The sequence below is a fragment of the Nocardia spongicola genome, assembly GCF_047200775.1.
Taxonomy (GTDB): Bacteria; Actinomycetota; Actinomycetes; order Mycobacteriales; family Mycobacteriaceae; genus Nocardia.
The window spans coordinates 172,830-185,092 of record NZ_JBJZOO010000003.1; the positions used below are offsets into that span (position 1 = coordinate 172,830).

Below are 12,263 nucleotides of genomic sequence, written 5' to 3' on the forward strand. Positions count from 1 at the left end.
GAAGCTTCGGCGGAGATTCGCTGAGATGGGACTCGACGTACCCCATGGGCGGCGACCGGTTCACCGACGAATGCGGCGCGAATCTCTTGTCGGACGTGCGGTGTCGGGAGCAGTCGAAGGACTATCGGTGTGCTCACCACACCGGCTGTTTCGTCCACCGAGTGAGCGGAGTGATGTGGTGGTGCCGGAATGCTGTTCAACCACCATTCGACTACCGTCGGTAACTCACGACAAGTGGCGGATAGCGCACGGTGTCGACCGTGTCCCCGAGTAGGCCTAGCTCATGCCGGATCGGTATCACCACCTCGTGCCACAGCAGACCGCTATTGCCGCAGCCGAGTTCTGGTATCGCGATGGAGCGGATCTCGTTCTCGCGGATGGTCGTGACCAGATCTCGCAGACCGGCTTCGGTTTCCTCTGGAGTCATGCCGCTGCTGATCCACGCCTGTGCTGTGGTCACGAGGTGATCGTTCTCGGTCCTCCGGTGTGCGGTGTCGCGGCATCATCCGAGGGGGTGGGTCGGGAATCAGTCGAGTCGTGCACCGGGTGCCTCCTCGAGTGCGGTCGCGTTGAACTCGCTAGGGGTGCTCGAGTGGGATCGGACATGATCGGGCACCGGGCCGAGCTGCTCTTCGGCCCGATCCGCGGCCTCGCGGACCGGGCCATACCGAGCGGCGACTTCGCCTTCCGTCGCCGGGTGATCAGAGCTGGTAGTGCGGGCAGTATGCGTCGATAGAGGCGTCGAGGAAGGTGTAGGGGTACTCGAGAGCATCGCCGAGGTCTTCGGCGAGGATGATCTGGTTGTCCACGGAGTTGCCGTAGGTGTCGAGCCAGCGGCAGCCGGCCTGCCCCAACCGGATGGCCGCGTCTTGGATATCGCAGGACTCTTCGTCGTAGTAGGAGTCGCGCAGGAAGCGATAGTCGGCGCTGCTGCGCGGGCCGCAGCCGCTGGACGAGGAGCCGCCTGCCGATCCGGTGGACGGCGCCGCGAGCGCGGACGGCGCCAGTGCGGTGAGGGCGGCGGTTGTGCCGATGGCGAGCAGGGTCGCGAGTGTGCGGGTGGCGGTGAACAAGGTATCCCCCGTAATAGTCGTGCTCCGATACCAGGTCACAGGTATCGGTCGCATCGGAAACGGTTGCCGCCGTGCGCGATTGCGATCGTTCCGCACCGGAACGGCGAGCTGATGTAAACGTACAAATTAGCGAAAGCAATGTCAACAAGTATTAGAGAGCTTGATTATTGCTCATCAATCCAGCAGGGTGGATAGATCAGGCCCGGAGAGGAGTGGCATGCCGAAACCCGCGCCAACGGTCAGCGCCGCTGAGCTTTCCCGGCTGGCAGGCGTCACCCGCGCGACGGTGAGCAACTGGCGGCGTAGGCACAGCGACTTCCCCAAAGCGGTCGGTGGCAGCGAGGCTCGGCCGGTATTCGACCTGCGTCAGGTGCAGGAGTGGCTGGCCGCGCGCGATATCAGGCCCACGGAATCCCCGCTGGCCGAATTGCGCACGCTGGTGCGCGCGGAGCTGACATCCGACGACGTCCTCCGGTTCATGCGGACGTTGCGGCGGACCGATACCTGCTGGGTGTCCGATGAGCGTGACCCGGCGAAAGCCGAGTTCGCCGCGCGGGTGATAGCGCTCATCGAGCGAGTGAGCGCGGCCGAGGGGGTGCGCGCGGCAATCGACGTACTGGCCGATCGAGCGCTCGAAGACACTATGGCGACGGGGATCTACAGCACCCCCGAGCGGGTAGCGGCACTGATGGCCGCATTGGTCGGCGCACCCGGTGATCCGGCGGTGCGCAGCGTGCTGGATCCGGCATGTGGTGGCGGCGCACTGCTCACTGCTGCGGCGGCAACCGGTGCGGCTCACCTCTACGGACAAGACATCGTCGAAGCGCAAATCGAGCGGGTCCGGCTGACCGTGCGGGCACAGACCGATCTCGAACCGGAGGTGCGTCTCGGTGACAGTTTGCTCGCCGACGCTTTCCCCGATCTCCGGGTCGACGCGGTGCTCTCCAATCCGCCCTACGGGCAAAAAGATTGGGGTGTCGCGGAGCTCGCCTTCGATACCCGCTGGGAATACGGGTTGCCGCCGCGTCTGGAATCGGAGCTGGCCTGGGTGCAGCACGCGGTGGCGCATCTGCACCCTGGTGGGACGGCCGCGTTGCTGCTACCGCCTGCGGTGGCATCGCGCTCCTCGGGCCGGAAAATCCGCACCAACCTGGTCCGTTCCGGGGTCCTGCGGGCAGTGATCGGGTTGGCACCCGGTGCGGCGCCACCCTGGCATATCGGCTTGCAGATCTGGGTATTGCGGAGTCCGCGACCGGATGCGCGGCCCTCCGACTCCCTGCTGTTCGTCGATACGACCAGGGTGCGGTCCGGCGCCGAGGGGGAGGATCGCATCGCCTGGGACGCCGTCACCGACAGCGTCGTACGGGCATGGCGAGCATTCGACAGCGCGGCCGACACGGTACCGGAACCAGGGGTTGCCGCGGCGGTCCCATGGATCGACCTGCTCGACGACGCCGTCGACCTCACTCCAGCGCGCTACGTCCGCTCCTCACTCGATTCCGGCGTTGTCTCCGACCGGGTCGGTGTGGCCCTCGAACAGCTCGGTGCGGCAGGCGCCGAATTCACCACGGCACAGAGTGCATTGGCGGGTTGGACCGAGACACCGGCGCGATCCTGGCGCCAGGTGACCATCGCGGAACTGGTCAATCATGGTCAGCTGCGATGGATTCGGGCGCAGCTACCCACCAAAGAGGGGAGTGTCGCGGGGGAGCAGCGACCGGTACTCACAGCATCGGATGTCGGTGCGGCCAGACCGGCGTCGGGAACGACGGGCACGGCGGAGCTCGCGGAAACGGTCGAAATCGAACTCGGCGATGTGCTGATTCCCGTACTACGCGGCGACCGCGCGGGCGGCCGGAACATCCATGTCGCGGGACCGGACGATGTGGGGATACTTCGAGGCGCGCATCTGCACACGCTGCGCGTCGATCGGGAACGTCTGGATCCCTGGTTCGTGGCCGGATTCCTTGCAGGCTCCGACAATATCGCCGCGACCAGGATGTCCACGGTCCGGTTCGATCCGGGCAGACTGCGCATTCCGGTGGTGTCGCTACCGGAGCAGCGCCGTTACGGTGTGTTGTTCCAACGGCTCTTCCAGTTGCGTGCCGCCGCCGCGCGGGCTGCCGAAGCGGCCGATGAGCTCACCGATCAGGTGTGTACCGGACTCACCGCGGGGGTTCTTGCTCCTGCCGACGAGGGCGCGAGCGAGTAAGAGCGGATTCACCGAGCTGTCGAGTCCGAAACCGGCGATCCATGGTGCTGCCGGTGACAGTATGGGTGGTAGTAAGAAATACTCGATCAGCCTCCCGGAAGAGCTTGCTGAGCAGGCCGAGCTTATGTGGGTCCCGGCGGATTCTCCGCTTACGTTGCCGAAGCGTTGGAGCAGCGCGTCGCGATGGACAAGCTCGGTGAGCTGGTGGCCGATTTCGAGAAGGACAACGAGCCGTTGGCCCGGGCGGAAGTCGACAAAGCCAAGGTGGAATCGGACTTCCGGCGGCGCCGTCGAGGATCGCGCGGATCGGTCACCGGATAGTGGATACGTTGTTTCTCGACAGTGTGGGACTGTCGAAGCTGTATCGCAGAAATCGCCGGATGCTTGCGTGGGTGCAGGCGGCTGAAGAGGATGGTGTGCGAGTAGCAGCCATTGCGTTGACGACTGTGGAAGCCGACTACAACACAGTGCATCCGGCCCGGATCACCTGGACGCTGTCCAGGATCGATGGTCACGCCGTTACCCGAGTATTGTCCACGCAGGCTGTCGTATTGTTGCGGGAGCACGGGCTGAGCGGTCACAAGTACGTGATCGACGTCGTGCTCGCGGCCTCGGCCCGCTCGGTACGCGGGCTGTTCACGGTGGCGACGTCCGATCCGGAGGGTATGGCGTTGCTGTGTGGTCCGGAGATCGTGAAAGTGTGAGCTGGGTTCGCGATACGCGGAAGCTCGGTGACGTTCCGGGGGCAGTAGTGCCACCGATGTTGCGATCGGCTCGGTAGTACCGGGTGCGGGAACGGCGGCCGGATATGTCGTCGGGGTTGGAGCGGGTGCAGCGGCCGTGGCGTGACAGACCGCGGATGTATGGGGACTCGGTCCGCAGGTCGCGGGCGAGTCGGTCGATGACCTTCGCGCCCCAGTCATACTGCTGTTTGCGTTGCCGGATCGGGTGTCCGAGGTTCCAGTTCAAGGTCAGTAGTTCGGTATTCGCGGCCTAGGATGCGTGGACACGTGCGCGGCGTACATGTGTCTCGAGCCATACGGTCAGCAGCCTCCGTCAAGGAAGAGAATGGCTCACTGGTTGACGGCCGCCATTTTGACAAGGTCGAATCATGTGGCAGAGCATGGTGGATGCCGCTGCGGCGACTACGCGCGGGTGTGAGGGGGATGCTTTGTCCAGGAAACGATCGGCTGTTCCGATCAGTCGGCAGCAGATGCCTTGCGTAGTAAGGGGCCCGGGCCAAGGCAGGGGCCTGCATGTCACGCTTTGCTCCGGGCTCGTCGGTCGGCGTGCGGTTCGGTGGTACAGCGGTACGGCAGCCTTTTCTCGACCGGGGGGATTCGATACCCACACTCGCCGCACGGTCAGCGATCGAATCACCGTCTATCGCAAAGTTTTTGGGTGTGACGTCCGCCGGCGCGGCATTTGGCGTTCGGCATCCGACAACACGAGAGGACATCAGGATGGCGGTTCAGGGCCACTACAATCACTATGACGACCCCGACGAATTCTGGGACGACGAGCCCATTGTCCGGAAACAACCGGCTATCGCTCATCCGCTGCCTCCTCCTATTCCGGAACCCGCACCGCCACGCTACGAGCCGACGCCTACGCACACCGAATCATGGCCCCGGGAAGCCGAACCCGCTTACCAGCCACGGGTGGGTTCCTCATTCGCGTCGATGCAACTCGATCGCGGCTTTCTTCCTGTGCGTATCGATCTCGGTTCAGGGTGGAGCCGTTACGTAGGTCCTCATGAGGTCGGTGAAGAACTACTGGCGGCGTATCGCGGCGCGGTAGTCGAACGGCTGAAGGGGCTCTATTCCTCCGGCCGTTGGCCCTCGCCGCAGGAGGTATCGGAAGCGGCGGTCCCTGACCGCAGAACGGTGCTGATGGTTCTGCTCGAAACCCGGACGTGGGAGCAATACTGCGAAGTTTCCAGCAGTATGGTCAACGGTGCACGATACGAGGTGAACGGCCGTGTGGTCATCGAGGGCCGGCATCCCGTTACGGTCAGTGCCGACCGCAGGTATCTGCGATCGATAACGGTATGGAGCGACTGGGCGGCGCGCACCCATCCCGAGGGGATCGTCGATGAGATCTTGTGGTGCGCGGACAATATCCGCTCGTTGCGCCCGAAATTCACTGTCCGAGGGGACTACTCACGATATTCGGATGCTGATCTCGAATATCACCTGGACCACCATAGGCTGCAACTCCTTCAGGAAAAGGTGGGATGATATGTCCGACAAACTGGAGCTCTCGCTGAATGCGATGAAGCACGCTGTCATGAAGTGGCGTGAGGCCGCCGACCACCTCGCGACCGGGAGGGATAGGACTCCCAACCTGGAGATCGCCGCGAACCAGGCAGGAACATTCGGTCGTGCTCTCGCTGAGTATGAGCCTGCCCCCGGTTACTTCTGGGACAGATTGCAGGAAGGTGTCGTGGTGTTGAACGATATCGCCACGGTGCTTGAATACGCGCACAATCAATATCTTGCGGAAGAACTGGAACGCCAAACTCAATTTACACAGTTGGAGGGGGAACTATGACAGACAGCCGTGAAGAACTGCGCGAGCAGATAAGATTCATTAGGTCGCATATAGATGCTATCGGTAGCCTGCCGGAGAAAGTTGATAGTTTCAGTGGTCATATCGTAAAGCTTATCCGAGTGAGTAATATTCCGTTTACTGCTGAATGGGCTGTAGATGAGATCTGGGACCATCGTGACAAGATCAACAAGGCTATTAGAGAGACCTGGCGAAGGCTCAGCGAGATCTCGCCAGACCTTGAGGTTCCGATAGATTTTCTTGATATTGCCGATGTATGGCGCGATCTCAAGGGCGATATTCAGGCCGCCGGACAGGATTTCTATGAAACCAGTCTGAGCTCGGAATGGCAAGGAGACGCAGCCGCCCGATATGTCGAAATGCGCGCCAGGCAAGAGAAGGCGCTGATCTCTCTGCCTATAGTTTCTGAGGATATAGCGAAAAGTCTTGAGAAGGTTGCAGCATCTGAGCTGGAATTGTACGTCGATCTGTCTATCAAGACGCAGGAGTTAGTGGCCACGGTTACGGAGACTACAGGCAGCGCCTTCGCTGCGATGTTCGATTTGCCCTTAGGGGCGATTTCCGCTATGGGTGACCTATTGAACACGGTGGTGGCCTTGGAGACCATGATCTTGGGCTATGTGGCTTCTATGGCTGACAATGCTCTGGAGTGTCTGACCGAAGGCAACAGGATCAAGCAGAATTTATCGATTCAAGATGGTTTTCCCGACAATACATGGCCTTCTGCTGTCAAAGGGTCTTACGGTCAGGGTATTGATGGTATTCGGGCGGCGATCGGTGATGCTTCGGCGAAAGACGGTGATAAATCTGACTGGGAGATCGGTATAACTCGGGTGGTAGCAGAATGAGAAATGCTCGGATAGCAATGGGTGTGGCAACCATTCTTTTTCTGACAGCAGGATGTAGTAATTCATCGCCATCAGTTCCTGCGCCACCTTCCTTGTCGAAGCCTCAGTCAGCAATGACCCAAGGTCAGTTGTGTGATTCTCTGATGACATTCTTCACAGAAGAGTTGCATGCCGTGAACTTGTGGGCTGAGCCTATTTTCCCCATGGAAACCGATCTCTCGCACGGTGGGGTCTGCACCCTTGCTCAAGAGCGGAATCCTGTTGGTAGATGGGAATCTCAGCATGCACCGGATGTTTCAGATCCAACCGAAGGGCGCCGGGGTTTCGAGAAAACAATATTTCTTGGTGGGCCCGTGTGGGTTATGGACAGGAGGAAAGATCTGGATAATCCTTCGGTTGATGTATGGCTAGCCACCCGCGTTGATGAGTGGAATGCTCTTCTCAGAATCAGGGATTCCGAAACGCTAACGGAGAACGGTACTCTGAGTTTGACCGAGGATGACTTGCATAAGGCTGCTCAGTTTCTCGTAGAGTTGACCGGGAAGTTCGCTTCGGTGCCGCAGCAGCCGCTCAGATGAATCCGATCCGGCACCGCGGTGCTCGGATCGGGAGGGCTGAGATGCGTCCGGCCGGCGACTGATCCGGATGCCTTGGCTTCGATTCTCGATCGCATGGCAGGAATAGGGCGAACGAGCGGGTGACAGCCGAATTCGCCGAGTCGCCCTATCCGCCCACCACGCTGCTACCGTTTCGCTGAGGTGTCCAGCGACTGAGCGGAGGCAGCGACGTGGCGCACGAACCGTCCGACTATCCGGGTGATCAACAGTTCGCGGAACAAGCTCTCGGCGCGGTCTGCTACGACTCGAGGTACTACGGGGACATCGGTGACCCGCTGTGGGCATCGGCGGAAGGAGCCGCCACCTGGATGCGGCACTGTCTCGGGCACGCGCCGGATACGGTGACCATCGCGGTTCTCATGCCTGGGTCGGCGGCGACGAATCGGCAGGCGCGGCCGTTGCGCAGTGTGTTGCTGCGTAGCGGTGTGCTGCGCGCCATCGTCTCCGGGCTGCCCGGCGGGCGGGACCACTGGTTATTGGGTGCGTCGAATGGCGCGCGGCCCGGTTATGTCCTTTTGGTCGACGCGAACGACGACCCCGCACGCGCCGCCGTGGCATGGCATGCCTTCCAGCGGGATCCGATGCATCCCGAGGCGGCGCCGCACGCGGTGCGGGTGGTTGACCGGCTCGATGAGCATATCGACCTGACGCCTGCCGCGACCGCCGCGTATCGGATCGATCAGTACCCCGCGTTGCGCACGATGCTGGCGGATCGGCCGGTGGGAACTCCGCCGCCGTTGCAGCCGAACGAGGATGCGCATCGCACCGTATCGCTCGGTGAACTCGCCGAGGCCGGGGCTGTCGGTTTCCATCAATCACCGCCAACGGTGCTGGCCGGTGCCGGTGCGACGGCGATGCTCACGGCGAAGGACGTTCGGTTGGGGCGTAGCCCCTCGCGGCGTGGTGCCGCCGAGGTGCCCGGCGCGGTGATCATTCGTGCGGGTGATGTGGCGGTGGTGCCGGAGGACGCGGTGGTACGGGAATGCGTGGATGACGGCGTACTGCTCGGCCCAGGCATCGAACTCGTTCGTGCCGACCCGGATCTCATCGATTCCCGGTTTCTCGTTGGTGTGCTGCGCGCCGCTCTCACTCGGGCGGGTAAGGGAAGCGTCGATCTGTACGAGGTGGGCTTTCCCCGGCTTCCGTTGACCGAACAGGCCCGCTACGCCATCGCTTTCGCGGAATTGCGTGCACTCGAACAGGAATGGCGGCAGCGCCGCGAGGCTCTCGAGCACCTTGTGCTCGCCGGTTTCGAAGGATTGGCCACCGGGCGGCTGCGGCCGGTCGACCCCGGCGCGTAGTTTCGATTGCCTGGCTCGGTGAACTCACGGAGGTAATGGCCATGCACCCGCGGATCATCGGTGGTCGGTACGAACTCATCCGACCGGTGGGCGCCGGTGGGATGGGGCAGGTCTATGAGGGATTCGATCGACATTTGAAGCGCCGGATCGCGGTGAAATTCACCCACGCCAACCTCGAACCCGACCCGGAGTGGACCAAACGTTTCCTGCGGGAAGCGGAGGTGATGGCCAGCGTCAGCCATCCAGGTATGCCCGCGATCCACGACGCCGGGATCGTCGAAGACGAATCGCAACGGCCTTTTCTGGTCATGGAGTTCGTCGACGGCGACACTTTCGAGGACCTGCTCATGCGCCGAGGTCCGTTGCCGATCGGCGTGGTCGCCGCACTCGGCGCGCAGACCGCCGCGGTACTGTCCGCGACGCACCGGCACCGAATCTATCACCGCGACCTCAAACCCTCGAATCTGATGCTCTGCGCCAACGGGACGGTCAAGGTACTCGACTTCGGACTGGCGGTGGCCCTCGATTCCGACCGCAGCCGATACACCCGCACCGGGCAGACCCTCGGCACCCCCGCGTTCATGGCACCGGAACAGATCGAAGAGCGCGAGGTGACCGCGCAGACCGACCTGTACGCGCTCGGGTTGATCCTGCACGAGTTGCTCACCGGCGATCGGGTAGTGGCAGGGGACAATCCGTACACGGTCTGGACACAGCAGGTTTCACGACCCGCACCGGATATCCGCGGCGAGCGGCCCGATACCCCGGCCGATATGGCCGGAGCCATCATGTGCATGCTGGAAAAGAAACCGGAGAGCCGCCCGGCAGGCGCGGGAGTCGTGCACGCGGTGCTGCTGCGCCATACGACCGACCTCGGTGCGCTGGTGGACGACGTACACAGTCCGGCGCGGATGTACGCGCTCGCGGTGGGGGCATCGTCCGCATCGCATACCGCGCTCACGGTGCCGGACCATTCCGCGAAAGCCACGGATGCCATTCCGGCCGATGATTTCAGCCGCGGCGACCTGTACCGCGCGATCGATCGGGCCCGCAAGCTCGCCGACGAATCGCGCTATCATCCGGCGATCCGCGAATTGAAAACTGTGGTGGCAGCCGCAGTGCCGCTGTTGGGATCGCGTGATGCCGATGTCGTCGACGCCAGGGTGAAGCTCGCCGATCTGCGTGCGGAGGCAGGCGGTTATCCGGAAGCCGCCGAAATCTATCGCGGTCTGATCGATGATTTGACCGCCGAGCGGGGGCCTTATGACGAACAGGTCATGTACTGCCAGCGGCGACTCGCGGTGTGCCAGGTGCAGCTCGGTGAGCTGGGTGCGGCACGGGATCGACTGGAGCGGATGAAGATTCAGATGGAAGCCAGGTACGGGGAGGCCGACCGCCGGGTGGTGGAGTTGGGTGAACTGATCGAAGGGATGAACGGTCGGCGTTGAGGAGAGGGAATCGAGCCTGTTAGTTGTTGCTGGGTATGGCGAGGAGGCAGGAGTGAGAGCCAGAAGTGAACCGAGCCCCGATGCACTTCGCCGAGAGTTCGAGCTCGCACTCGAGTTCGCGCGCAACGAAGGCATCGTTCGCCTGTGCCACGGCAGCCAGATCGGCAGAGCCGGTGTCGGGCTTTCGCGCATTGCCGTGATCTACGTTGGCGAACTGACGGTTCGGTGGCGTGGGCGGGCACGTGACGCCGGGCCGGATCGCTCTGGGAAAAAGCTGATTCGGCCCGGCATCTGTTCAGCGAACTACGCGGTCGGTTCGAACGCTTCAGCGATGATCTCCGCCTGTTCCACCGCGTGTACCTTGCTCGAGTCCGAGGCTGGCGCGCTAGGAGATGTGGCGTAGTGTGCCGAGGGGCATAACTGGTAGCGCTGCTCGATCCGAGCCATAGCCTACTCGAACCAGGTGTGATTCCCGATATCGATGGAACCGATACGGGTCGGTCGACGTCCAATCACATGACAGGTGCGGTGTATTGGATCGAGTTGTGAAAGGGGAGGGGCTTGGCAGGTTTTCTGCAGGTAGATATCGATGTGTTGGGCAAGACCGTTCAGTCGCTGCGTGGCGCGGAACAGGTGCTCGACGATGCGATGAAAGCGATGGCGCAAGGTGGCCACGGTGAGATCGGCACCACGGTGCTCAACGATGCCGCCGACAACTTCCAGCGTCGCTGGAAGTTCGGTATCGAGCGAATCGGTGAGACCGCCAGGGCGACCGCTGATGGTATCGCACAGTGCCAAAATGCCTATCGGGAAACAGACATGGCGTTTTCGGATGCGCTCGTACAGGCTGCGGCACTGGTCGACGGGCAGCCGATTCCCGCGAAGCCATCGACGACGGATCCTGCGGCATGAGCACCTCGCCGTATCCGAATCTGGGATTCAACCCTGTACCAGGGCTACCCGACGATGTTGCCGGACTTCGCAATCAGATCAAGACTGCCGCCGATGCGGTCACCGAAACCAACGGCCTGCTGAATCGTTTGCGCAACAGCAATGACGGCGTGTGGAAGGGGAATGCGGGCGAGGCATTTCGTGCGCATTTCGACGTCACGTTGGCGCAAGACCTCGGGTACGCGCAGAACTCACTCGAACGAGCGGTGCGGCTGATCGAGCAGTGGCACGCGAACTTGGTCGGGTACCGGGATATCGCCAACGGACTGGAATTGGAAGCCGCCGACGCACGTGGTCGGCATGCCCGTGCTGTCGTGGACCTCCAGCGTGCACAGGTCAACCCGGATCTGGGGCTGGCGAACATGCAGTTTTCCGATCCAGTTCAGCTCCAGGCCGCTCAGGCGCGTCTGGATGCCGCGGTCATGCAGGTACGCACAACCACTGCCTCGGTGGATGACTGGCAGGGCCGAATCGATTCGATCCTGCGTCGCGCCTACGACCTCGAAGGTGAACACAACAACACAGCTCGCCGGATAGCTGCTGAGTTAGACGCTGCAGGAAGAGATTTCGCACCGAGACCGCCGGACAAGAGCATCTGGGACCGGATCAGCGATGCGGTAAAAGCCGTTGGAAAGTGGATCGACGAGCATCGCGAGGGCATCCACCAGACACTGTCGATTATCGCGGCGATCGGCGGATTGGTCGCAGTGCTCACACCACCCCCCTTCAACATCATCGGGTTCGCGGTTGGTGCTGCGGCTACCGCGGGGCTCCTCACGCTCGATCTCTCCGATCCCACGCTGCGCGATGGTCTCATGAACGGTGAGCTGGACGCATGGACCCGGGTGGGACTCGATTCGCTGGGATTGGCTCCTATCGGAGGTGGAGCCGCTGCGGCCGGTAAAGTCGGATGGGGCCTATTGAGGGGTTCCGACGCCGTTGCCGACGGCGCACACGCGGCTCAGTCGCTCGGTGCGTTCGAACGTGTGGGAGGTGCCGTATACCAAGCGGTTACGCATGAACCGGGCATAGTAGCCAAGGGTCTGGCTAAGGTACCAGGAGTGTCCAACACGGTTGAGGCGCTGAATTTGAATGGTGCGACCCGCACTGTTCTTCAAGTCACCGGTGTCGCAGGGGCACGAGCGGAGGTGGCAACGACCGCTGAGGTCGTAGATCTGTTCCTCCGGTCGAACAAACTGACGACCTCATTGAGTCATCCGCTGCTGGATGGGGACCACTGAC

Annotated in this window: 13 protein-coding genes and 1 pseudogene; 11 read left to right on the forward strand and 3 right to left on the reverse strand. The window is 62.3% G+C overall.

Annotation, left to right across the window (positions count from 1 at the left end; translation table 11 throughout):
* Nucleotides 1-211: 211 nt before the first annotated feature.
* Nucleotides 212-460, reverse strand: coding sequence for a macro domain-containing protein (locus ACL02S_RS08665; RefSeq protein ID WP_412801808.1), 249 nt, complete (start codon nt 458-460; stop codon nt 212-214).
* Between the two features lie 241 nt (nt 461-701).
* Nucleotides 702-1,112 carry a DUF732 domain-containing protein gene (locus ACL02S_RS08670; RefSeq protein ID WP_412801809.1) on the reverse strand — a complete coding sequence of 137 codons (411 nt, stop codon included), beginning with the start codon at nt 1,110-1,112 and terminating at the stop codon, nt 702-704.
* Between the two features lie 178 nt (nt 1,113-1,290).
* Between ACL02S_RS08670 and ACL02S_RS08675 the strand changes: the two genes are divergently transcribed.
* The 3 genes from ACL02S_RS08675 to ACL02S_RS08685 all read left to right on the forward strand — a co-directional run bounded on the left by ACL02S_RS08675 (nt 1,291) and on the right by ACL02S_RS08685 (nt 3,989).
* Nucleotides 1,291-3,285, forward strand: a complete 1,995-nt coding sequence (locus ACL02S_RS08675) for an N-6 DNA methylase (protein WP_412801810.1) — start codon at nt 1,291-1,293, stop codon at nt 3,283-3,285.
* Between the two features lie 126 nt (nt 3,286-3,411).
* Nucleotides 3,412-3,606, forward strand: a complete 195-nt coding sequence (locus ACL02S_RS08680) for a hypothetical protein (RefSeq protein ID WP_412801811.1) — start codon at nt 3,412-3,414, stop codon at nt 3,604-3,606.
* A gap of 71 nt (nt 3,607-3,677) precedes the next feature.
* Nucleotides 3,678-3,989: a DNA-binding protein gene (locus tag ACL02S_RS08685; RefSeq protein ID WP_412801812.1), complete on the forward strand. Its 312-nt coding sequence runs from the start codon at nt 3,678-3,680 to the stop codon at nt 3,987-3,989.
* On the opposite strand, the pseudogene ACL02S_RS08690 reads toward ACL02S_RS08685, so the two are convergent.
* Nucleotides 3,922-4,263: pseudogene (locus tag ACL02S_RS08690) on the reverse strand (hypothetical protein); the annotation flags it as partial. The gene ACL02S_RS08685 and the pseudogene ACL02S_RS08690 sit on opposite strands and share 68 nt — an antisense overlap.
* A 485-nt stretch (nt 4,264-4,748) precedes the next feature.
* On the opposite strand from ACL02S_RS08690, the gene ACL02S_RS08695 reads away from it, so the two are divergent.
* The 8 genes from ACL02S_RS08695 (at nt 4,749) to ACL02S_RS08730 (ending at nt 12,262) form a co-directional block, all read left to right on the forward strand.
* Nucleotides 4,749-5,525: a hypothetical protein gene (locus ACL02S_RS08695; RefSeq protein WP_412801813.1), complete on the forward strand. Its 777-nt coding sequence runs from the start codon at nt 4,749-4,751 to the stop codon at nt 5,523-5,525.
* Between the two features lies 1 nt (nt 5,526).
* Nucleotides 5,527-5,838: a hypothetical protein gene (locus ACL02S_RS08700; protein ID WP_412801814.1), complete on the forward strand. Its 312-nt coding sequence runs from the start codon at nt 5,527-5,529 to the stop codon at nt 5,836-5,838.
* The gene (locus ACL02S_RS08705; RefSeq protein WP_412801815.1) at nt 5,835-6,704 is read left to right on the forward strand and encodes a hypothetical protein; all 870 of its coding nucleotides are present in this window, start codon (nt 5,835-5,837) and stop codon (nt 6,702-6,704) included. Before ACL02S_RS08700 ends, ACL02S_RS08705 begins: the two co-directional genes overlap by 4 nt.
* 143 nt (nt 6,705-6,847) lie before the next feature.
* Nucleotides 6,848-7,282, forward strand: coding sequence for a hypothetical protein (locus ACL02S_RS08710; RefSeq protein ID WP_412801816.1), 435 nt, complete (start codon nt 6,848-6,850; stop codon nt 7,280-7,282).
* A gap of 209 nt (nt 7,283-7,491) precedes the next feature.
* Nucleotides 7,492-8,622, forward strand: coding sequence for a restriction endonuclease subunit S domain-containing protein (locus ACL02S_RS08715; protein ID WP_412801817.1), 1,131 nt, complete (start codon nt 7,492-7,494; stop codon nt 8,620-8,622).
* A gap of 41 nt (nt 8,623-8,663) precedes the next feature.
* Nucleotides 8,664-10,070, forward strand: coding sequence for a serine/threonine-protein kinase (locus ACL02S_RS08720; protein ID WP_412801818.1), 1,407 nt, complete (start codon nt 8,664-8,666; stop codon nt 10,068-10,070).
* A 561-nt stretch (nt 10,071-10,631) separates the two neighbouring features.
* Nucleotides 10,632-10,982: a hypothetical protein gene (locus tag ACL02S_RS08725; RefSeq protein ID WP_412801819.1), complete on the forward strand. Its 351-nt coding sequence runs from the start codon at nt 10,632-10,634 to the stop codon at nt 10,980-10,982.
* On the forward strand, nt 10,979-12,262 hold the full coding sequence (locus ACL02S_RS08730) for a WXG100 family type VII secretion target (RefSeq protein WP_412801820.1): 1,284 nt from the start codon (nt 10,979-10,981) through the stop codon (nt 12,260-12,262). Before ACL02S_RS08725 ends, ACL02S_RS08730 begins: the two co-directional genes overlap by 4 nt.
* Nucleotide 12,263: the final 1 nt, after the last annotated feature.